The sequence below is a fragment of the Sedimentibacter sp. MB31-C6 genome, assembly GCF_035934735.1.
In the GTDB taxonomy this organism is placed as follows: Bacteria; Bacillota; Clostridia; order Tissierellales; family Sedimentibacteraceae; genus Sedimentibacter.
The window spans coordinates 857,318-878,206 of the sequence record NZ_CP142396.1 but is presented as its reverse complement, the minus strand read 5'-3'; the positions used below and the strand labels follow the sequence as shown (position 1 = coordinate 878,206).

The 20,889-nt window shown below is 28.5% G+C and carries 24 protein-coding genes and 1 riboswitch; of the genes, 22 read left to right on the top strand and 2 right to left on the bottom strand.

Going from position 1 to position 20,889, the window contains the following annotated elements; translation table 11 throughout:
• Nucleotides 1-10 precede the first annotated feature (10 nt).
• Complete coding sequence (locus U8307_RS04305) at nucleotides 11-790, bottom strand: threonine/serine ThrE exporter family protein (RefSeq protein ID WP_326910492.1); 780 nt, start codon at nucleotides 788-790, stop codon at nucleotides 11-13.
• Between the two features lie 205 nt (nucleotides 791-995).
• Between U8307_RS04305 and U8307_RS04300 the strand changes: the two genes are divergently transcribed.
• The 8 genes from U8307_RS04300 to U8307_RS04265 all read left to right on the top strand — a co-directional run bounded on the left by U8307_RS04300 (nucleotide 996) and on the right by U8307_RS04265 (nucleotide 7,992).
• On the top strand, nucleotides 996-1,526 hold the full coding sequence (locus U8307_RS04300) for a class IV adenylate cyclase (protein ID WP_326910491.1): 531 nt from the start codon (nucleotides 996-998) through the stop codon (nucleotides 1,524-1,526).
• A 17-nt stretch (nucleotides 1,527-1,543) separates the two neighbouring features.
• A complete protein-coding gene (locus U8307_RS04295; protein WP_326910490.1) occupies nucleotides 1,544-2,320 on the top strand; it encodes a type III pantothenate kinase in 777 nt (258 codons plus the stop codon).
• A gap of 134 nt (nucleotides 2,321-2,454) precedes the next feature.
• Nucleotides 2,455-3,693: a DNA polymerase Y family protein gene (locus tag U8307_RS04290; RefSeq protein ID WP_326910488.1), complete on the top strand. Its 1,239-nt coding sequence runs from the start codon at nucleotides 2,455-2,457 to the stop codon at nucleotides 3,691-3,693.
• Between the two features lie 12 nt (nucleotides 3,694-3,705).
• Complete coding sequence (locus tag U8307_RS04285) at nucleotides 3,706-3,945, top strand: hypothetical protein (protein ID WP_326910486.1); 240 nt, start codon at nucleotides 3,706-3,708, stop codon at nucleotides 3,943-3,945.
• 141 nt (nucleotides 3,946-4,086) lie between these two features.
• Nucleotides 4,087-4,803 (top strand): RNA polymerase subunit sigma, encoded by a 717-nt coding sequence (locus tag U8307_RS04280; RefSeq protein WP_326910484.1) that lies wholly within the window; start codon nucleotides 4,087-4,089, stop codon nucleotides 4,801-4,803.
• Nucleotides 4,800-6,314 (top strand): anti-sigma-I factor RsgI family protein, encoded by a 1,515-nt coding sequence (locus tag U8307_RS04275; protein ID WP_326910481.1) that lies wholly within the window; start codon nucleotides 4,800-4,802, stop codon nucleotides 6,312-6,314. Before U8307_RS04280 ends, U8307_RS04275 begins: the two co-directional genes overlap by 4 nt.
• Nucleotides 6,315-6,482: 168 nt before the next feature.
• Nucleotides 6,483-7,679 (top strand): cation diffusion facilitator family transporter, encoded by a 1,197-nt coding sequence (locus U8307_RS04270; protein ID WP_326910479.1) that lies wholly within the window; start codon nucleotides 6,483-6,485, stop codon nucleotides 7,677-7,679.
• Nucleotides 7,680-7,713: 34 nt separating this feature from the next.
• Nucleotides 7,714-7,992, top strand: a complete 279-nt coding sequence (locus tag U8307_RS04265) for a PQ-loop domain-containing transporter (protein ID WP_326910477.1) — start codon at nucleotides 7,714-7,716, stop codon at nucleotides 7,990-7,992.
• A 39-nt stretch (nucleotides 7,993-8,031) separates the two neighbouring features.
• Here U8307_RS04265 and fba read toward each other — a convergent pair whose 3' ends face one another.
• Nucleotides 8,032-8,961, bottom strand: a complete 930-nt coding sequence (gene fba / locus U8307_RS04260; RefSeq protein ID WP_326910476.1) for a class II fructose-1,6-bisphosphate aldolase — start codon at nucleotides 8,959-8,961, stop codon at nucleotides 8,032-8,034.
• Between the two features lie 364 nt (nucleotides 8,962-9,325).
• Between fba and U8307_RS04255 the strand changes: the two genes are divergently transcribed.
• From U8307_RS04255 to U8307_RS04190, 14 genes are all read left to right on the top strand, one after another.
• The gene (locus tag U8307_RS04255; protein WP_326910474.1) at nucleotides 9,326-9,607 is read left to right on the top strand and encodes a co-chaperone GroES; all 282 of its coding nucleotides are present in this window, start codon (nucleotides 9,326-9,328) and stop codon (nucleotides 9,605-9,607) included.
• 21 nt (nucleotides 9,608-9,628) lie between these two features.
• A complete protein-coding gene (gene groL, locus U8307_RS04250) occupies nucleotides 9,629-11,257 on the top strand; it encodes a chaperonin GroEL (RefSeq protein WP_326910472.1) in 1,629 nt (542 codons plus the stop codon).
• Nucleotides 11,258-11,458: 201 nt separating this feature from the next.
• On the top strand, nucleotides 11,459-12,220 hold the full coding sequence (locus U8307_RS04245) for a ParA family protein (RefSeq protein WP_326910469.1): 762 nt from the start codon (nucleotides 11,459-11,461) through the stop codon (nucleotides 12,218-12,220).
• A 3-nt stretch (nucleotides 12,221-12,223) separates the two neighbouring features.
• The gene (locus tag U8307_RS04240; protein ID WP_326910467.1) at nucleotides 12,224-12,721 is read left to right on the top strand and encodes a late competence development ComFB family protein; all 498 of its coding nucleotides are present in this window, start codon (nucleotides 12,224-12,226) and stop codon (nucleotides 12,719-12,721) included.
• Nucleotides 12,722-12,801: 80 nt separating this feature from the next.
• The gene (locus tag U8307_RS04235) at nucleotides 12,802-13,299 is read left to right on the top strand and encodes a chemotaxis protein CheW (RefSeq protein WP_326910465.1); all 498 of its coding nucleotides are present in this window, start codon (nucleotides 12,802-12,804) and stop codon (nucleotides 13,297-13,299) included.
• A 47-nt stretch (nucleotides 13,300-13,346) separates the two neighbouring features.
• A complete protein-coding gene (locus U8307_RS04230; protein WP_326910463.1) occupies nucleotides 13,347-13,874 on the top strand; it encodes a chemotaxis protein CheW in 528 nt (175 codons plus the stop codon).
• Nucleotides 13,875-13,903: 29 nt separating this feature from the next.
• On the top strand, nucleotides 13,904-15,688 hold the full coding sequence (locus U8307_RS04225; RefSeq protein ID WP_326910462.1) for a methyl-accepting chemotaxis protein: 1,785 nt from the start codon (nucleotides 13,904-13,906) through the stop codon (nucleotides 15,686-15,688).
• Between the two features lie 84 nt (nucleotides 15,689-15,772).
• Nucleotides 15,773-16,063, top strand: coding sequence for a flagellar biosynthesis anti-sigma factor FlgM (locus tag U8307_RS04220; RefSeq protein ID WP_326910461.1), 291 nt, complete (start codon nucleotides 15,773-15,775; stop codon nucleotides 16,061-16,063).
• A gap of 18 nt (nucleotides 16,064-16,081) precedes the next feature.
• Entirely contained in the window at nucleotides 16,082-16,549 is a 468-nt protein-coding gene (locus U8307_RS04215; protein ID WP_326910460.1) for a flagellar protein FlgN, read from the top strand.
• Between the two features lie 13 nt (nucleotides 16,550-16,562).
• A complete protein-coding gene (gene flgK, locus U8307_RS04210) occupies nucleotides 16,563-18,128 on the top strand; it encodes a flagellar hook-associated protein FlgK (RefSeq protein ID WP_326910459.1) in 1,566 nt (521 codons plus the stop codon).
• Between the two features lie 11 nt (nucleotides 18,129-18,139).
• Nucleotides 18,140-19,147, top strand: coding sequence for a flagellin N-terminal helical domain-containing protein (locus tag U8307_RS04205; RefSeq protein ID WP_326910458.1), 1,008 nt, complete (start codon nucleotides 18,140-18,142; stop codon nucleotides 19,145-19,147).
• A 27-nt stretch (nucleotides 19,148-19,174) separates the two neighbouring features.
• Nucleotides 19,175-19,783 carry a DUF6470 family protein gene (locus U8307_RS04200; RefSeq protein WP_326910456.1) on the top strand — a complete coding sequence of 203 codons (609 nt, stop codon included), beginning with the start codon at nucleotides 19,175-19,177 and terminating at the stop codon, nucleotides 19,781-19,783.
• A 9-nt stretch (nucleotides 19,784-19,792) separates the two neighbouring features.
• A complete protein-coding gene (fliW, locus tag U8307_RS04195; RefSeq protein WP_326910454.1) occupies nucleotides 19,793-20,227 on the top strand; it encodes a flagellar assembly protein FliW in 435 nt (144 codons plus the stop codon).
• Nucleotides 20,227-20,460: a carbon storage regulator gene (locus U8307_RS04190; protein ID WP_326910453.1), complete on the top strand. Its 234-nt coding sequence runs from the start codon at nucleotides 20,227-20,229 to the stop codon at nucleotides 20,458-20,460. The genes fliW and U8307_RS04190 overlap by 1 nt, the downstream gene beginning before the upstream one ends.
• Before the next feature lie 263 nt (nucleotides 20,461-20,723).
• A riboswitch (cyclic di-GMP riboswitch) is annotated at nucleotides 20,724-20,816 on the top strand.
• Nucleotides 20,817-20,889 lie beyond the last annotated feature (73 nt).

Genomic DNA, 20,889 nt, shown 5'->3' with positions numbered 1-20,889 from the left:
TTTTTCCTTTCTATTTAATAGGTAATAAACCAATTGTATAAGCTAAAGAAATAATAACACCTGCTCCTGCTGCTAAAGAAGCTGCAACAATTAAGGCTTCAGCACCTCTTGCTAATCCTGAAATTAAATCACCTCTTATAGTATCGCGTATTGCATTTGTCATAGCAAGACCTGGTAAATGAGGCATAATACCTCCAACTATTATATGATTATAATTTCCTATTTTAATTAAATTTGTTCCTACAATTGCGAAAGAGGATACTATTATACCTGCAATTATACTAGAAAAAAACTGATAAGATTGAAGGTCTTCAAATTTTTTTGTTATAAGTGTTACAATTATTCCTGATATAAGAGCTATAATAAAGCCGAAAAAACTTCCTCCAAAGAGCAATGTAAAAAATGCCGCAGAAATTCCTCCATAAAAAACTGAAAATTTATTATGTCGTGTTATTTCATTTCTTGTTTCTTCTAGTTGTTTTATTGCTTCATCTAAAGATATTAAATGATTTGTTAATTGTCTTGATATATTGTTTACCTTATGTAATTTATCTAAATTTATTGATCTTTTTTTAATTCTTCTGACAACTGTGCTGTTTTCAGTATTTTCAGTTGAAATTGTTATATAAACACCTGTAGGTGTTGCAATAGAATCTATTTCATTTACATTAAAAGATTTGCATATGAATTTTATAGTTTCCTCTGCTCTATAAGTTTCTCCGCCACTTTCTAGTATGATTTGTGAGGACAATTTAATTACTTTTAATAGTTTGCTTACAATGACTTCCAATTTATTTCACCTCAATTTTTAATTCAATGAAATTATATCACATAATTATTATCATAAACATTTTTTTATAAAAAAATATATATTTACTGAGAAAAAAGAAAAATTATGTTATAATATATTAACAAGAAATTAAATTTATATTAAATAACTCGTAGTCTTAAAAATATTTATTGCAATATGATAATATAAAAAATGGGAGAACATAATGAGAGAGAGGGAAATAAAGGTCTTAAATATAGATAAAGATGAAATAGAGAGAAAACTTATTAAAATAGGTGCCTATCTTATTAAAGATGAGGAACAAACAAATATAAGATTTGATACTGAGGATAACTTTTTAAAAAAAAATCACAAAGGATATTTAAGAATAAGAATAACAAAGAATTTATTAAATGGAGAAATTAAAAATACCCTCACATTGAAAAGAAGTATTAATAGAGATAAGTTAAGAGTTAACGAAGAAACTGAAACGGAAATTTCTAATTGGAAAGATACTGTGAAAATCCTTGAAATTATGGGTTACAAGCAAAAAAGACCGGGATATAAACATCGAAAGTCCTACTCATATGATAACATATTTTTTGAAATAGATATATGGGATAAAGAAACATATTCAAAACCATATTTAGAAATTGAAATGTCTTCAGAAGATGAATTAGAGAAAGCAATAAAGCTTTTGGATTTAGATAGAAAACAAATAACTACCAAATCAATTGATGAATTGAATAAAGATTAAGTAAATTAGGAGGAAAAATGGTTTTAGTTGTTGACATTGGAAATACCAATATAGTTGTTGGTGTTTATAAAAATGATGAACTTATTGGTAATTGGAGAATGGTTACCAGAAGTGAAAAAACATCTGATGAGTATGGTATATTTATATTAAATTTATTAAAATATGAGAATATTGACTATAAAAAGATAAACGGTGTTATTGTTTCTTCAGTAGTGCCAAATGTAATGCATTCATTTCAGAATGCTATGAAAAAATATTTTAATATTGACCCTTTAATAGTAGGACCTGGAATAAAAACAGGAATAACTATTAATACTGATAATCCAAGAGAAGTAGGAGCAGATAGAATTGTTGGTATAGTTGCAGCATATGAAATATATGGAGGACCACTTATTGTAATAGATTTTGGAACAGCAACTACCTATGATGTTGTTAGCGAAAAGGGAGAATTTAAATATGGTATAACATCTCCTGGAGTACAAATATCAGCTGATGCATTGTGGCAAAGAACAGCGCAACTTCCAAAAATTGAAATCAAGAAACCAGATTCAATTCTTGCAAAAAATACTATTACAAGTATGCAAGCAGGACTAGTTTACGGATATATTGGACAAATTGAATATATAGTAAAAAAACTCAAAGAAGAAATGAATAATGAAGAAATGAGGGTTATTGCAACTGGAGGGTTAGGTAGAATAATGGCCGATTCTACATCTTCTATCAATGTATATGATTCAGACCTTATATTCAAAGGTTTAAAGATTATTTATGATAAAAATATGGGTAAAAGTTGAGTTATGGAGATTCTGAGCGTTAGCGAAGAATCTCCATTGTTTATATATTTATTATAAAAAACTCTTTTAAAATTAAAAAAATGTGTTATAATAACTCTATAAAGAACAAATGTTCGAGTAATAGAGGTGATACTTTGAAACAGATAATAATGCATATTGATGTTAACTCAGCATTTTTGTCATGGACATCAGCATATGAGATGCAAATGGGGATAGATAGAGACATACGAAAAGTACCTTCTGTAATAGGTGGCAATGAAAAAAATCGTCATGGAATTGTTTTGGCAAAATCTATGTCTGCTAAAAAATTCAAAATACAAACTGGAGAATCTCTTCTCGAAGCAAGGCAAAAATGTCCAAATTTACTAGTAGTACCCCCAGATTATAGAGTATATACAAGGGCAAGTAAGGCTTTAATAGAATTTCTAAAAACATTTACTCCAGATGTAGAAATATTTAGTATAGATGAATGCTTTTTACGTTTTACAGATATCAATAAAAAAGAAGCAGTTAAGTTAGCTTACAAAATTAAAGATATAGTTTATAAAAACTTTGGATATACCGTAAATATTGGAATTTCGGAAAACAAGCTTTTAGCAAAACAGGCTGGCGATTTTGAAAAGCCTAACAAATGTCATACTTTATTTAGTGACGAAATAAAAGAAAAATTATGGGTCCTTCCTGTAGAAGATTTATTTATGGTTGGAAGGAAAACTAAACCAAAATTAAACAAATGGGGTATATATACAATAGGTGATTTAGCAAATGCTGATTATAAGCTAATATCCTCAATGTTAAAATCCCATGGTAGATTAATATATAATTATGCTTGGGGTAGAGATGATTCAATGTTTAAACCGAAAGATTCAATTAAAAGTGTTGGCAATAGCAGTACATTAAAATTTGATGTTACTAATACGGAAACTGCACATATAATATTGCTCAGTTTGGTAGAAATGACTGCCTGGCGTTTAAGAGAAGCAAATATGAGTTGCAGAGTAGTTAGTGTAAGTATAAAAGATAAGAATTTTAAGTATTCTTCAAAACAAAGAAAACTTTTATATTTCACTAATTGTACTCGAGATATTTATATAAGTATATGCAGATTATTTGATGAATTATGGGATAATAAACCAATAAGGCAATTAGGAGTATCTATATCAGATTTAGAATATTCACATAAAAAGCAAATTAATATATTTCAAGATGAACTTAGTGCAAAAAATGAAATTTTAGATAAAACTGTTGATATAATTAGAACAAAGTATGGAGATGAAGCTATTATTAGAGGTGTATTTGCCAATAGCGATTTCAAACCACTTCTGGGGGGATATCCAGATGATGAGTATCCAGGTATGAGTAGTATATTGTAAAAAGGTGAGATTATGAAAATTTTAAATGAACCCATAAAAGTCATGGTTATTTTTAATACAGATGGCAAGATACAGCCAGTTAAATTTAGACTTGATGATAAAGTTGTAAGAATTGAAAGAATAATGAAATTTTACGAAGAAAAAATAGTTGGAAACACACGACTTGTTTTTGTTTGTTTGCATAAAGGTAAGGATATTTTTGAGCTTAAATATGAGTTAGACAGCAGAACTTGGTACTTATTTAAAATGTGAATATTACTTGCATGCAATTCACTGTTGTCATTAAAAAGCTATGATGATATAATATGTTATCGACTAGAAAGTCATTAATTAACTTTTAGATAAAAATTATTATTATTAGTTAGTAGTTAATTTGGAAAAAGGGGTGAGCTAATGAGCGAATTAGACATATTGGCTGAAAAGGCAAAGACAGATGAAACTATAATGAGCGACTTAATTTTAAAATATGAAAATTTCATACTAAAATGCGCATCCTCAACAGCTCATAATTATATTTCTAAAAGTGATGATGAATATGCTGTTGCTCTTCATGCATTCTCAGTAGCGATAAAAAACTACTCTATAAATAAAGGTAGTTTTTTAAATTTTGCGGAATTAGTAATACGAAGGCGACTTATAGATTACATTAGAAGTAAGTCAAGATATGCTTCTGAAATTTCAATCAATCCATCAATATTTAATTCTGAAATAGATGAAGAAGAATCATCATCTATAAGTATTAAAGTTACGGAAAAAATATCAAAAGAAACTGACAATTCAGTGAATTTAGAAATAGAACTTGCTAACGAGGTTTTATCTACATATGGGTTTTCTTTTTTTGATTTGGCAGATTGTTCCCCGAAGGCTAGGAAAACTAAGAAGTCATGTGCTAAGGCAGTTGCGTTTATTTTAAAGAATCCAATATTAGTGAGTAATATGAAAGTTAAAAAAACACTACCTTTAAATTTGATAGAAAAAAATACTAAAATACCCCGTAAATTATTAGAGCGTCATCGAAAATATATAATAGCAGCAGTAGAGATAATATCCGGAGATTATCCATATCTTGCAGAATATATACGATACATTCGGGAGGAGTTAAAAAAATGAAAGCAGTAGTAGTAGAAATAAGAGATAATCTTGCAGCAGTCTTGTCCGAAGATGGTTGTATAACTAAAATTAAGAACAAGAATTATGCGATAGGACAGGAAATAGTAATTACGAATAATAATAAATATATTAAATGGGTAGTTACAGCGGCAGCGGCAATTATGCTTTTCATAACTCCGGCATGGGCTTACCTGACACCATACTCCTATGTAAGTGTAGATGTCAATCCATCTTTTGAATTTTCAATAAATAGATTTGATCGTGTATTAGAAGTAAAGGCTGTTAATGATGATGGTAAAGAAATAATAAAGGAAATTGACATAAAAGAACTGAAAAATAAAGAAATATCAGAGGCGATTAAAAATGTTCTTAACAAATTAAAGGATGATGGATATCTTATTGAAGGAAAAGAAGGCGGAGTTATAGTAGCAACATCAAGCAAAACTCAAGAAAAGACAGATAGATTAGCAGAAACAATAAGGTCTGCTGTTGAAATAGAAGTGGAAAAAATAGAAAAAGCTGAAGAAATAATAAATAAAGATGATGAAATAACTATAGTTTCTGAAAATAATATAGATGATGAAAAAGATTTAGATGATAAAATAGAAACTGATAATAAGAATAAGGGCATAAGGATTGATGTGATTGGTGTTGGTCAAGAGCGTGTAGAAGAAGCTAGAGACCTTGGTGTTACGCCAGGCAAGTTAAATCTGTTAGAAAAGCTTCAAGAAGCTACAGGAAATTCAGAAGATTTTGATTTAGATGAATGGTTAGATAAGCCAGTTAAGGATATCATAAAGGCAACAAAAGAGTATAAAATAGGTAATAAGAAAGAAAATAAAAATCATATTGATGACAAAACCGATAATAATAACAAAATAAAAAAAAATGATAAAGAAAAAAAATATGAAAAAAGTAATATAGACGAAAAAGATGATAAATATAATGATATGGATGATTTGCAGGCGATTGTAATGTCTATAGATAAAAAAGCTAACAATATAGAAGTAAAAATGCTTCATAATGGTGAAGTTGAAATAATTTATATTGATGATAATACTAGTATAAAGAGTGATGGCGGAAAGAATATTAAAGAAAATAATATAAAAGTTGGCGATGAAATAAAAATAGATATAGAGCTTGAAGACGATGTTTTTCATGCTAATGATATAAAAGTAGTTACCATAACAAATGAGAAGACTGAACCAAAAGGTTCTAAGTTCAATGACAATGAACAAGATAATAATGATAATAATGGTAACAACAATGGTAATAAAGACAAAAAAGATAACAAAGATAACAAAGATAACAAAGATAACAAAGATAACAAAGATAACAAAGATAACAAAGATAAAAAGGATAACAAAGATAACAAAGATAAAAAGGATAACAAAGATAACAAAGATAAAAAGGATAATAAAGACAACAATAAAAACAATAGAAATAATGGCAATAAAGGCAATAATGGCAATAAAGGCTATAAATATTATGATAGTGATAACGACAATTAATTGTGATGAAATAAATAAATAACTATTTGACAAATAATTATTTATTTAGTATTATAAAATTAGTTAAAGAATAAACTTATAGTATATTGACAGAATTAATTAGTTAGATAAACACCTGTGGGACGTATAATGTTTCACAGGTATTCTTATATTTTAAAGGGGTATTTTATGACTGATTTTATAGTTAAGAAATTTATAAAGGATTATGATAATATAAAAAGTTCAGAAGTTAGAACATCATATGGAAAACTGGGGAGTTTAGTTGGAATTATTGCAAATTTCATATTAAGCTTAAGTAAAATTGCAACAGGAACGTTATTTAACAGTATATCCATAACAGCAGACGGAGTTAATAATTTATCTGATGCTGGTTCGTCGATTGTTTCTTTAATTGGCTTTAAAATATCTGCTAAACCAGCAGATAAAGATCATCCATTTGGTCATGCTCGATTGGAGTATATAACTGGTCTTATTATTGGCTTCATAATATTATTACTTGGATTTGAACTTATTAAATCTTCGATAAATAAAATAATTCACCCAGAAGCAACAAAGTTTTCTATTTTAATGATTATTGTGTTAATATTTTCAATAGTAATAAAACTTTGGTTAAGTTATTTTAATGGTAATCTAGCTGATAGAATTTCTTCAACAACAATGAAAGCTACAGCTTTGGATAGTAGAAATGATGTTATTGCAACTAGTGCAGTATTAGTGTCTGTAATTATAACAAAGTTTACAGGCTTTGAAATAGATGGTTACATGGGAACTTTAGTTGCTTTGTTTATCATATATTCTGGAATAAGTATATTGAAAGATATACTGAATCCATTGTTAGGGGAAATGCCTGATGAAGAATTAATTCAATCAATTGAAAATAAAATATTGGAGTATGAAGGAATCATTAATATACATGACCTTGTTGTACATAATTATGGACCGAATAGGTACTTTGCAACAGTTCATGCAGAAGTTGATGCAAAAGAAGACATATTAAAATCTCATGATTTAATAGACAATATAGAAAGAGATTTTTCAAATGATTTGAATATTAATTTAGTAATACATTTAGACCCAATAATAACTGATGATAAAGAGATAAACAGTTTAAAAGAAATGGTTGAAACTATAGTGATGTCCATTGACAATGACCTTTCCATACATGATTTTCGAGTTGTCAAGGGAGACACTCATACTAATTTGATATTTGATGTTGTTGTACCAGTAGATTATAATATTCAATCAAATGAATTAGTTAATCAAATTGATAACTTAATCAAAAAAGAAAATAACACTTATTTTGCAGTAGTGACTATTGATAAAAATTATGTTTCTACATATGTTAATAAACCAAAATTGAAATAGTTATTAGTTATATTAATGATAGGAGGTGGTAAATATGAGTATATTTGAGATATTAATGCTTCTTTGTTTTGGAGCTGCATGGCCTTTTTCGATTTATAAATCTTATAAATCAAAATCTGTTGCAGGTAAGAGTCCGTATTTTTTAGTAATATTGATGTCAGGGTATGTTTTTGGAATTTTAAATAAAATTATATATAATTTTGATGTAGTAATTTATTTGTACGGTCTTAATTTAATAATGGTATCTACTGATTTTATATTATACTTGAGAAATATAAAACTAGCAAAAGACGAAAAAAATAATGTAGGGTAGGCATTTTATGCCTACCGCGGAACGCATAAAATGCGTTCCCTACTGTTTACCGCTGCAACCAAGAACATCTCGCATTTTATGAGCAACCATATCTTTTATAGCATCTCTGCCTGGTCCTAAATATTTACGAGGATCAAATTCAGAAGGCTTTTCTTCTAAAATTTGTCTAATGCATGCAGTCATAGCAAGTCTTAAATCAGTATCTATGTTTATTTTACAAACTCCCATTTTTGATGCTTTTTTCAGCATCGCCTCAGGTACACCGGCAGCTCCTGGGATTTTTCCTCCATATTTATTGCATAAATCAACGAACTCCTTAGGTACTGATGATGAACCATGTAGTACTAGAGGAAAATCTGGTAACAATTTTGCAATAGTTTCTAATCTATCAAAATCAAGACTTGGATTACCTTTGAATTTATAAGCACCATGACTTGTACCAATAGCAATTGCTAATGAATCAACACCTGTTCTTTGTACAAATTCAGCTGCTTGTTCAGGGTCTGTATATGTAGCATCCTTTGTATTAACCTTTATGGCATCTTCAACTCCAGCTAATTTTCCTAGTTCAGCTTCTACTACGACGCCTTTACTATGAGCATACTCTACAACCTTTTTCGTAAGAGCTATATTTTCTTCGAATGGATATTTTGAACCATCAATCATAACAGAAGTAAAACCGTCATCAACACATGATTTGCATATTTCAAAACTTTCACCATGGTCAAGATGCAAAACTATATCAAGATTTGAATCTTCAATAGCTGCTTCAACAAGCTTTCTTAAATAAATTGGATTTGCGTATTTTCTTGCTCCAGCAGACACTTGAAGGATTAATGGTGCATTTTCTTGTCTAGCAGCTTCAACAATACCTTGAATAATTTCCATATTGTTTACATTGAAGGCACCAACAGCATAATTTCCTTCATAAGCTTTTTTAAACATTTCTTTTGATGTTACAAGTGACATTTTATTACCTCCTGGTATATTGTAAATTATTGATATTTAAGTGATTATATATTGATTATACTATAATGAAAAATAAAAAACAGCTATATTTTGTAATATACTTTAAATTTATTTGTATAATATTTGAAAATAGATACAAAATAAAGAAATAAAAAGAAAATAAAAGCAATTTTAAGAAATAGTTATAATTAATAGCATATTTGACTATAATTGATTAATTTGCGTTAAAACAATACTTGAAAACAGGGCAACAATTGAGTATTATATACATTGTAAGTGTTAGCACTCTACAAAGATGAGTGCTAACAATTCTGAGTAGATAATTAAATTAATTTTAAATTAAATTTAAGTAGGAGGAATTAAAATGACAGTAAAGCCACTGGGCGAAAGAGTAGTAATTAAAATGATTGAAGCAGAAGAAAAAACTAAAAGCGGTATAGTTTTACCAGGCTCTGCAAAGGAAAAGCCACAAGTAGCAGAAGTTCTTGCAATCGGTTCAGGAATAACATCAGATGAAAAGAAAAAGGATGAAATAAAAGTTGGAGATAAAGTTATTTTCTCTAAGTTTGCAGGAACAGAAGTTAAAATTGATGGTGAAGAATTAATTATTATTAAATTATCTGACATATTGGCAGTTGCTGAATAAAAAATAAGAGAGGTAGATAAAATGGCAAAGATTATTAAATTTGATGAAGATGCACGCCGTTCAATGGAAAAAGGCGTTAATGCTTTAGCTGATACTGTTAAAGTAACATTAGGACCTAAAGGAAGGAATGTAGTATTACAAAAATCTTTTGGTTCTCCAGTAATTACTAATGATGGAGTTACAATAGCAAGAGAAATTGAATTATCAGACCCTTATGAAAATATGGGAGCCCAATTAGTAAAAGAAGTTGCTACTAAAACAAATGATGTAGCAGGAGATGGGACTACTACAGCTACGTTATTAGCTCAAGCTATAATTAGAGAAGGTTTGAAAAACGTAGCAGCTGGTGCTAATCCTATGATACTAAAGAGAGGTATCCAAGCAGCAGTTGAAGCAGCAGTTGCTGATTTAAAAAGTGCTAGTAAAAAGGTAGAAACTTCTGAAGAAATAGCACAAATAGCATCTGTATCAGCTGGTGATGAAGAAATAGGAAAATTAATATCAGAAGCAATGGACAAAGTTGGCAAAGACGGTGTTATTACTATTGAAGAATCAAAAACTATGGAAACTGAATTGACTGTTGTAGAAGGTATGCAATTTGACAGAGGGTACTTATCAGCATATATGGTTACTAATACAGAAAAAATGGAAGCTGAATTAGAAAATCCATATATATTAATTACAGACAAAAAAATAACTAACATACAAGAAATATTACCTATATTAGAACAAGTAGTTCAAACAGGAAAATCTCTTGTTATAATTGCAGAAGATATAGAAGGTGAAGCATTAGCTACTTTAGTTCTTAATAAATTGAGAGGAACATTCAATTGTGTAGCTGTAAAAGCTCCTGGTTTCGGTGACAGAAGAAAAGAAATGTTAAGAGATATAGCTATTTTAACAGGCGGGGAAGTTATAACTGAAGAATTAGGATATGATTTAAAAGAAACAACTGTAGAAATGTTAGGTTCTGCAGGAACAGTTAAAATAGATAAAGAAAATACTGTTATAGTTAATGGTTCTGGAGATTCTAATGCTATTCAAGAGAGAGCAAGCCAAATCAAAGCTCAATATGAAGAGTCAACTTCAGAATTTGATAAAGAAAAGTTACAAGAAAGATTAGCTAAATTAACAGGTGGAGTAGCAGTTATAAGTGTTGGAGCAGCTACAGAAACTGAAATGAAAGAAAAGAAACTTAGATTGGAAGATGCCTTGAATGCTACTAGAGCAGCAGTAGAAGAAGGTTTAGTGTCAGGTGGCGGTGTTGCTTTATTAGCTACAACTAGCGAAGTTTCAAAAGTAACAGAAACATTGACTGGAGATGCAAAAACAGGTGCTAAAATAATTGAAAAAGCATTAGAAGAACCTGTTAGACAAATTGCTATAAATGCTGGACTTGAAGGTTCTGTTATCGTTGAGAAAATAAAAAATAGCGAAAAAGGTATAGGTTTTGATGCTTACAATGAAAAATATGTAAACATGATAGAAGCTGGTATAGTAGACCCAACTAAGGTAACAAGATCAGCTTTACAAAATGCAGGATCTGTAGCTTCAATGTTATTGACAACAGAAGCAGCTGTTGCTGATGAGCCAAAGGATGATGAACCTGCGATGCCTCCAATGGGCGGAGGAATGCCAGGAATGATGTAAATGCAAAGAGGGAGAAAGCCCCTTTTAGAAATATGAAAGCAGCCAACGGAGAAATCCGTTGGCTGTTTTTGCTTTATAACAAAAATAATAATCTATAATAACACAATATTTTACAAAGTTTTGCAAAATAATATTGTTATATATTTAAAATTTTGTTACAATTTCTATAATAAAATTAATTTATATAAAGGAGTTTTATAGATGGCAAAGGTTATATCAATATCAAATCAAAAAGGTGGAGTTGGAAAAACAACGACAACAGGAGCGGTTGCCGCTGGATATAAATTAAAGGGTTATAGAGTTTTGTGTCTTGATTTAGATCCTCAATCAAATTTAAGTTTTAGTGTTGGAGCTGAATCCGAAGATTGCCCAACTATTTATGATATATTAAAAGGCGAAGCTAAGACATCTTTTTCAATTCAAAAAACTCCTTCCTTTGATATTATTTCTTCTAATATACTTTTGAGCGGAATTGAGTTGGAATTCACACAAACAGGTAGGGAATTTCTATTAAGGGAAGCATTAAATACAATAAAAGATAAATATGATTATATATTTATTGATACGCCTCCTGCTTTAAGTATTTTAACAGTTAATGCCTTTACTGCTTCTGATTATATAATAATTCCAATGCTAGCTGATATTTTTAGTTTACAAGGTATTGCTCAATTATCAGAAACTATTGATAAAGTTAAGAAGTATTGTAATCCAAATTTAAAAATAGAAGGAATTGTACTTACAAAATTTAACAAAAGAACAATTTTAAGTAGAGAAATAAGGGGTACAGCGGAGTTAATAGCAGATGAACTTAAAACTAGTTTGTTAAATACTACAATAAGGGCAAGTGTTGCTGTAAAAGAAGCTCAAACAAGTCAAAAAACTGTATACGAATATTCACCTAAAAATGGTGCAACATTGGATTATATGAATTTGGTAGAAGAACTTCTAGAAAGAGGTATATAAACAATGGCAAAGACAAAGAAAACATTTGATAAAGAATTAATGTACAAAAAAATAATGCCTTCTAATATTAAAAAAAATAACGATAATGAGAAACAAGAGATAGAAGATGTACAAGATGAACTAGAATTGCAAAATGAAATAAAGACAAAAATAGCCACATCAGTAGATGCTATAAAATTCAAAGATGAATCTTCAATGTTTCAAAACAAAGAGATAAATGTAAGAAGAGAAGAAAAAGATGAAGTAATATTATATAACATAACGGAGAAACTCGTACTTAATAAGCTTGACTCTACTCTTAAAAAGATGAATTGTTGCAAGTGCGATCGTTGTAAAAAGGATGTAGTTGCGTTAGCGTTAAACAATCTTAAACCAATATATGTTGTTGCTACAAAGGATGAAGTTGAGAAAAAAATCAAAGAATATGACAAGATAGGACTTCAAGTTACGACAGCAGTGTTAAAGTCAGCTTTAACTGTAAGAAAGAATCCGAGACATTAAAAATTAAATTTTTATACTAAAGTTTTATTAAATTATGACGATACTTTTATTATAAAGACTATTAAATAGAGGTGGTTTATATGGAAAATACATTAAGGGATTTAAAAGAAATAAACAATGAGGATACTTTAAGAGATAAATATCTAACTTTTTTTACAGATAAGCAGCTTTTTGGAATTCCTATAGCTGATGTTGTGCAAATAGTAGGAGTGCAAGAAATCACATCAGTTCCTGAGTTTCCAAATTATGCAAAGGGAATAATCAATTTGAGAGGTACAATTATTCCAATTATTGATATGAGATTGCGACTTAATAAAGAAGAAATTGAATATAATGAAAGAACTTGTATAATTGTAACTAATATTCAAGGAGTTTTTATTGGATTCATAGTAGATTCAGTAAATGAAGTTACGAATATAGATAAAAATAATATATCAGAACCACCTAAAATGGGTGTGGATTATATTAATTCTTATATTACTGGAGTTGCAAAACAAGAAAATAAAATAATATTGTTATTAAACACTCAAAAGCTGCTAAATGAAAAAGAAGTAGAAATGGTAACAAGTTTCGATTAATAAAAATAATTATGATAATACTGAATATGGCATAACAGGAGAAAAATATGTTTGATGAAATAAATAAGGAACAAAATGAAGAGATGGAATTTCCTTGGTTAATATTTAAACTTAAGGAGAATTTATATACTGTAAACAGCAAAATGATTACTTCAATAGTAATAACACCTGAAAATATAACGTACGTCCCCAATGTTCCTAAATATATCAATGGATTGATACACCTAAGAGGGAATGTAATTCCTCTAATTGATTTGAGGGTTCTTTTTAACATGAAATCAATTAAAGAAGAACTTGAAGAATCAAAAAACTTATCAGAACAAAATGAAACAAATAACAATAAAAATGATAATGATAATGAAAAAGAAATGGTAGTTGTTTTAGAAAATGACAATACTTTCGTAGGTATTATGGTTGATGAAGTACTTTCAGTCGATAATATAATTCCTTTTGAAGAAACAGAGGAAATTAAAAAAATTAATAAAAGTAATTATATAAAAGGAGTTGCTAAAGGCGAAAAGAGTAATGACATACTTTTAATTTTAGATGAAGACAAATTAATGAATCTAGCTTAGATTATAATAATTTTTAACGGGAGTTTAAAATGAAGAGAAAGTTTAAAATAGGAAATCTAGGTAATAAGTTTAGTAGAAAAAATTCAAAAAGTATGAAAAACATGAAAAGTTCAAAAAACTTTAAAAATATGAAAATAGGCAGAAGATTACTTTTATGTTTTAGTATAATTATTGGTGTTTTTATTATATCGATGATTTTTTCAATAATAAATATAAAAACAGTTTCTAACAATATGAATCGTTTTAATGAAGAATGTTATGAGGTTGAAAAATTAGCTTTAGAAACAAAATTAAATATTAGTAATGTAGAAAGCGCTATTTTTAAAAGTACTACAACACCTACAAAATCTTTAATTGAGCAATATACTAATGAAATATCAAATGGACTTAAAGAATCAGAAGATTCTATTTCTGAATTAAAGAAAAAACTTCCAGATTATAATGATATAATTGTTCAAATAGAAAATACATTGAACTTAACTTCTGAAATTAGCGTTGAACTTATTGATTTATTAAGTCAAAGTAGAAATACACAGGCATTAGATATTATGAACAATCAATTAATGCCACTTTTAAAAACAATTGAAAGTTCAATGAATGTGTTAAGCTCTGACTTAAGTGATGTTGCTGAAAGCTTTGTAGTTCAGTCAAATGTTACAATTCGAAATTCTATGATAGTGTTAGCAATTCTTCTTGCTATAGATATTATAATAGCTATATTTTTAAGCGGACTTGTAACTAAAAGTATTGTAACACCTACAAAAGAAATATCAGAGGCTGCTAATGCAATAAGTAGGGGCGACTTAAACTACAAAATTAGTTATACTTCTGATGATGAATTAGGTGCAGCAGCAATGGGAATGAACAATACTATGGACACTTTGCAACTTTATATTGGAAAAATTAATGATATTTTAAATAAAATGGCTACAGGAGATATGACAGCTAATATTGATATAGACTTTGTAGGTGGATTTGCTCCAATTAAAGATTCTGTAGATCAAATATTAGCTTCTTTAAATAGTACCCTTAATAAAATAAATGAATCGGCAGAACATGTTTCTAGTGGTTCAAACCAAGTGGCTGGAGGAGCTCAAGCATTATCTCAAGGGGCAACTGAACAAGCAAGTTCAATTGAAGAGCTATCTGCATCCATAAGTGAAGTATCCGAACAAGTAAAAGCTAATGCAGGGATATCTAATGATGTTAGCGAAAAAACAAAAAATGTAGCAAAACGTGTTGAAAATGGCAGTAAACAAATGGAATTAATGACGGATGCTATGGAAGATATTAAGAAATCATCAGAAAATATAGCGAAAATCATAAAAGTTATTGATGATATAGCGTTTCAAACTAATATACTTGCATTAAATGCAGCAGTTGAGGCTGCCAGAGCTGGAGATGCTGGTAAAGGCTTTGCAGTAGTAGCTGATGAAGTGAGGAATCTTGCTTCAAAAAGTGCAGAAGCAGCTAAAAATACTACAGCACTAATTGAAAATTCAATTAAAGCAGTTAAAAATGGAAATAAAATTGCTGACGGAACATCTGAGATTATGAAAATAATAGTTGAAGAAATGCATACTTCTTCTGAATTAATTGATAAAATTACGGATGCATCTAATGAACAAGCTACTTCTATAATGGAGATCACACAAGGTGTCGAACAAGTATCAGCTGTTGTTCAAACAAATTCTGCTACAGCGGAAGAAAGTGCAGCTGCCAGTGAAGAATTAAGCGGACAGGCAATTGTTTTAAAAGAATTAGTTGATAAATTTAAGTTAAAAAGTATAGAAGAAAAGGAATATGCAATATAAAGTTATAAAAATAAATAAAAAAAGGTAAACTTTTATTTGTTTCATACGATAAATATATTGAGAATATAAGATAGGGGATAATCAATGAAAATCCAAAATATAAATAAATATATTAACTTTAAAGGTAATTCCAAACCTGTAAAAAGTGATGATTTCACAAAAAACAATAAATATGATGTAATAGAAATAAAACATAAAACAAAGCATAATTATAATATTTCTAAAAAAGAACTAGATAATATAAAAAAAGATATTACAACTCAAATCAATAAAGAAGCTAGCACCGATAAGATAGCTAAAATTAAAAATAGAATTGATAACAATAACTATAAAATAGACGTTGATGAAATCGTCAGAAGACTTTTAGATAATTAATTAAAGTGGGGTACAATAATGGAACAAATGGATGCTTTATATAGAATACTCCAAGAATGTATTGAATTATATGAAAATTTTCTGGAGTTGGAATATGAAAAATATGATGTAGTAATAAAAAATGATATCGAAAAACTTGATGAAATAGTAGCTAAAGAGCAAGTATTTTATATGAAAATGAGAGGCGTTGAACAAAAAAGAGAGAAATTAATTGTAAATATGAATATGAAAGAAAAAACTCTCAAAGAAATTATATTGTTGTCTGAAGAAGATAAAAAACATATAATGACAAGTTTATACGATAAATTAACTAAACTTATAACAGATGTAAAAAAAATAAATGGTTTATGCAAAACACTTATTGAAGTAAGACTTCACAGAATTGACAAAGTAATGAGTGAAATGGGTGAAAATAATAATACCTATACTAATAGAGAAGCAAAAAATAGTAAATATAAGAGCCGTTTAATTTCTAAAAAAATATAATTAGGAGATTAATATGTTAAGATCAACATTTTTAGGGTACAAAACAGCAACTAGCGCATTAACTGTGAATCAAAATATGTTGGATATTGTTGGACAAAATATTTCAAATGTTAATACAAAGGGATATACAAGACAAAGACTGGATATATCTTCTGTATCTTTTAGTACTAAAAATTTAAAATTTGGTATTGATGGTGTAGTTATAGGACAAGGAGTAGGAGCAGATGGTGTAAGTCAATACAGAGACTCTTTCCTTGATTTAAGATATAGGATGCAAGCTGCTAATGCAGGAGGCGAAAGTGCCCAGTTAGAGGCGTTAAGTGATTTAGAAACTGTTTTTGATGAAGTAGCTATGGAAGGTCTTGATGCTCAATTTTCTGATTTATTAGAACAGTTACATTCTTTAACTTCTAGTACATCAGACCCTGTTATGGAAGGCGTTGTAAGAACATCTGCTAAAATGTTAACTCAAATGTTCAATGATTATTCAAAACAAATAAATACAATTAGAAATCAACAACTTACATATTTAGAAGATGGTGCGATAGTAAAAGTAAATCAACTTATGGATAATATTGCAGATTTAAATAAGCAGATAAAAGAAGATAATATAAGCGGAAATCCGGCATTAGAACTTAATGATGAAAGAAATATGCTAATAGATGAATTATCCTCTTATATAGACATTGAAGTAGATTTAACTCAAGTTCCTATTGGTGGAGGCAGAACTGTAGATGAATTGTCTATAAAGTTAAGAGATAAAAGTCCAGAAGTTGTGTTGATAGATGATGATGAATTCATTCAATTAGATGTAATAGAAAATGGAAAAGATATTGATATATATATAAGTCAAAATTTTGACAAATCAGTTAATGATCCGAGTGATTCAAGTAATTATTTAACAGAAATATTGGATAATGGACAACTTAATGGATATATTAATTTTTTAAATGGTAAAGGTGACTTTGCAGATTTAACTGAGAATGATAATAAAGGAGTACAATATTATAGCAACATGTTAGATACTTTGGCCAATAAATTTGCAGAAGAAATGAATGCAGCAAATTATGATACTATAAATAGCGAAGATAAACCATTGTTTGATTCAAGAGACGGTACTTCTCAAATTACAGCAGGCAACATAGCAATACATAAAGATTGGGCTGATGCAACAGAATCATATATTACAAATACAAATATAGACATAGAGGGAGATACTACTGGAGGAACAGATAATATACTTAAAATGATATCATTGTTTGAAAAGAAATATGATTTTAATGTAAATCAAATTGATTCATCAATAGATAAGCCATTGTTTAAAGGAACATTTCAAGAGTTTCTTACATTTTCAACAACAAGATTGAATTTACAAGTAAATGACGTTGAAACATCATATGACATATATAATGAATCTCAGTTTCAATTAGATTATGCAAGAAGTAGTATGTCTTCTGTAGATTTAAATGAAGAAGGGGTAAATTTATTGAACTATAGTAAATCATATAATGCTGCAGCGAGGCTTATGACAACATTAGATGAAATGTTAGATACACTTATTAATAGAATGGCTGTATAGGAGGGGGAAATATGAGAATTACAACAAGTATGATGTCAAATAAATATATCAAAAATTTAAATAAGTCTGCTAATGAAATGAATTATTTAAATGAACAAGTTACAACAGGTAGAAAATTCATGAAGGGTTCCGAAGATCCTGTATCTGCAATAAAAGCATATAAACTTAGAAGAGAGTACAGGTCAACAGAAATGTACGATACAAATATAAGTGATGTAGATTCTTTTCTTACATCAGCAGAAACTAATCTTATGGAAATAAGCAATAATCTAGAAACAGTATATACATCATATTTAAAGGGTGTTAATGGAACAATGAAACTAGAAGATAGGGAAATAATAGGTAAAGAATTAGAAAACCTACAAAATTCTATATTAACATCGTTAAATGCCAAATTCGAAGATAGATATGTGTTTGGTGGAACAAGTAAAGATGAGATACCATTTACATTAGTCAATGGAGAATTACATTTTAAAGGCATTAATGTAAATACAACTGATTCAGATGAATTAGATCAGCTTAAGTTATTATCAGAAGAAGTAATTAATATTGATTTAGGGTTAGGAATGACTTTTAATGGTAATGATTTAAATGAAGATACTGTGTTTGATATGTCTATGTCTGGGATTAAATTTATGGGTTATGGTAGCTATACAGACGGTGATGGAAATGAAATTCCTAATAATTTATATTCACTTATAGGAAAAATAAAAGAAGAATTGGAAAGTCCTGATTTTTCCATGGAAAAAATAAGTCCATATATCAAAGAATATGAAACACAGAAAAAAGAAGTATTAGTAAATGTTACGGATATTGGTGCTAAAACAAATTATTTAGATTTTTTAAAATTAAGAAATGAAGACAATCAATTTAACTTAAATGAAAAAATTCTAGATGTTGAATATGTAGATAAGGCAGAAGCTATAGTCGACTTTAAAATGCAAGAATACTCATATAATGCAGCTTTGTCAATGGGAAACAAAATACTTCAAAATAGTTTTATTGATTTTATGCGTTAATTATAAAATTAAAAAGGAGTGATATATATGATGGAACCACTTTTGGAGATAAAAACCATCCCTATGTCAATGGAATTAAAAGTTAATAATGCGCGTGTAGAAATGGTTAATGCAAATGCAAATGTAGAGGTTACACGTAATAAAGGCGGCTTACAAATGCGTGTTAAGCCTACTAAATTAAATATAGATACTGTTGAAGCAAGGTATTCTGCTGGAATAAAGAGTGCAATGAGATCAGTAGAGGATTATGCTGAAAAAGGGATTCAAGCAGCATATAAAGCAACAGCAAATTATGCTGAAGAAGGAAACTTAATGCTTAATATTGACCTTATGGGTAACCCCATACCAGAAATTGCATTAAGAAAATTTTATAGTGATGTTAATTTTAATCTAGGATTTAGTCCCAAAGTGGGACCTGATATATCTTGGGAACCATATGAATTATCAGTTAAGTACAATATGGATGAATTAAATTTTGATTGGAATATTAATAGGCCTCAAATAGAATTCATTCCTGGTAGTATAGAATTTATAATTAATGAATACCCAAGGGTAGAAATTAATTATGTAGGAACCCCAATATTTGTTCCTCCAAGCGCTGATCCAACATACAAACCAATCGATGAAAAAATTTAAGGTGAATTTATGATAATTAAAACAAGAGACTATGGAGAAATAAAAGCAGAAGAAAAAGATATAATTAGATTTACAAAAGGTATGTATGGTTTTGAAGATTATACTGATTATTTAATATTAAAAGATAATCCTGAAGATGATATTATGTATCTTCAATCTATTGACAATAAGGAATTATCTTTTGTATTAGTAGACCCATATTATGTTTTTAATACATATAAACCAATTTTGAATGAAGAAGATTTAAGTGAATTAAAAGTTAACTTAGAAATAGAATTAAAGTTTTTGGTTATTGCAATAATAAGAGATGAAATTCAAAACTCAGTAATCAATTTAAAAAGCCCAATAGCCATTAATCCTGAATTAAAAATAGCAAAGCAAGTAATACTTCAAAATACCTATCCTCTAAGGTGTCCTTTATTTAGCACTGAGGAGGATATATAATGCTAGTTATAAAAAGAAAAGAATCAGAGTCAATACTTATAGGAGATGATATAGAAATAATTATTTCTGAAATATCTTCAGATAAGGTTAAAATATGTATAAATGCACCTAAGGAAATTAATATTACTAGAAAAGAACTTGCTGAAACCTGTGAATTTAATATAACAGCTTCAGAAAAAACTAATTTAGAAGTTGTTAACAGTATAAAAAATAAATTAAAGAACAAAAAATAATTTGTATAAATACATCCTGACACATATTTATACAAATTATTTTTTGTTAAAAATTTAATTATGTCAGTAAACAATAAAGGAAAATTGCAATTTTTTTCATAGCAAATTTATAAATTAGGAATATATATACATATCAACTCTTAATGCAATAATAAATATTAAAAATTAATGTCATTTAATGTCGAAAAAGCTTGCATTTTTGTTGTTATTAATATATAATGTGTATAATTAATTAAGTTAATATTTGAAATAATAGAATAATATTCAAAAAAAGGTAAATTTATCGAAAGGTAAAGACACAAAGCTATAGGGCCTAAAGATAATTCTAGAAAAATCTATGGTAGCCAGTTGCTCGAATAATGTAAATATCAATTTGCATTGGTATATTTTGATATGCCTTCGATTTTAAGCTGGCTCCATAGTATAATA

Coding starts and splice junctions, on each gene's coding strand:
- U8307_RS04200 (WP_326910456.1), top strand. CDS start 19,175: ATGATGGAACCACTTTTGGAGATAAAAACCATCCCTATGTCAATGGAA.
- U8307_RS04295 (WP_326910490.1), top strand. CDS start 1,544: ATGGTTTTAGTTGTTGACATTGGAAATACCAATATAGTTGTTGGTGTT.
- flgK (WP_326910459.1), top strand. CDS start 16,563: ATGTTAAGATCAACATTTTTAGGGTACAAAACAGCAACTAGCGCATTA.
- fba (WP_326910476.1), bottom strand. CDS start 8,961: ATGTCACTTGTAACATCAAAAGAAATGTTTAAAAAAGCTTATGAAGGA.
- U8307_RS04285 (WP_326910486.1), top strand. CDS start 3,706: ATGAAAATTTTAAATGAACCCATAAAAGTCATGGTTATTTTTAATACA.
- U8307_RS04205 (WP_326910458.1), top strand. CDS start 18,140: ATGAGAATTACAACAAGTATGATGTCAAATAAATATATCAAAAATTTA.
- U8307_RS04275 (WP_326910481.1), top strand. CDS start 4,800: ATGAAAGCAGTAGTAGTAGAAATAAGAGATAATCTTGCAGCAGTCTTG.
- U8307_RS04225 (WP_326910462.1), top strand. CDS start 13,904: ATGAAGAGAAAGTTTAAAATAGGAAATCTAGGTAATAAGTTTAGTAGA.
- U8307_RS04255 (WP_326910474.1), top strand. CDS start 9,326: ATGACAGTAAAGCCACTGGGCGAAAGAGTAGTAATTAAAATGATTGAA.
- U8307_RS04245 (WP_326910469.1), top strand. CDS start 11,459: ATGGCAAAGGTTATATCAATATCAAATCAAAAAGGTGGAGTTGGAAAA.
- U8307_RS04190 (WP_326910453.1), top strand. CDS start 20,227: ATGCTAGTTATAAAAAGAAAAGAATCAGAGTCAATACTTATAGGAGAT.
- U8307_RS04230 (WP_326910463.1), top strand. CDS start 13,347: ATGTTTGATGAAATAAATAAGGAACAAAATGAAGAGATGGAATTTCCT.
- U8307_RS04240 (WP_326910467.1), top strand. CDS start 12,224: ATGGCAAAGACAAAGAAAACATTTGATAAAGAATTAATGTACAAAAAA.
- U8307_RS04300 (WP_326910491.1), top strand. CDS start 996: ATGAGAGAGAGGGAAATAAAGGTCTTAAATATAGATAAAGATGAAATA.
- U8307_RS04235 (WP_326910465.1), top strand. CDS start 12,802: ATGGAAAATACATTAAGGGATTTAAAAGAAATAAACAATGAGGATACT.
- U8307_RS04280 (WP_326910484.1), top strand. CDS start 4,087: ATGAGCGAATTAGACATATTGGCTGAAAAGGCAAAGACAGATGAAACT.
- U8307_RS04270 (WP_326910479.1), top strand. CDS start 6,483: ATGACTGATTTTATAGTTAAGAAATTTATAAAGGATTATGATAATATA.
- U8307_RS04265 (WP_326910477.1), top strand. CDS start 7,714: ATGAGTATATTTGAGATATTAATGCTTCTTTGTTTTGGAGCTGCATGG.
- groL (WP_326910472.1), top strand. CDS start 9,629: ATGGCAAAGATTATTAAATTTGATGAAGATGCACGCCGTTCAATGGAA.
- U8307_RS04220 (WP_326910461.1), top strand. CDS start 15,773: ATGAAAATCCAAAATATAAATAAATATATTAACTTTAAAGGTAATTCC.
- U8307_RS04215 (WP_326910460.1), top strand. CDS start 16,082: ATGGAACAAATGGATGCTTTATATAGAATACTCCAAGAATGTATTGAA.
- fliW (WP_326910454.1), top strand. CDS start 19,793: ATGATAATTAAAACAAGAGACTATGGAGAAATAAAAGCAGAAGAAAAA.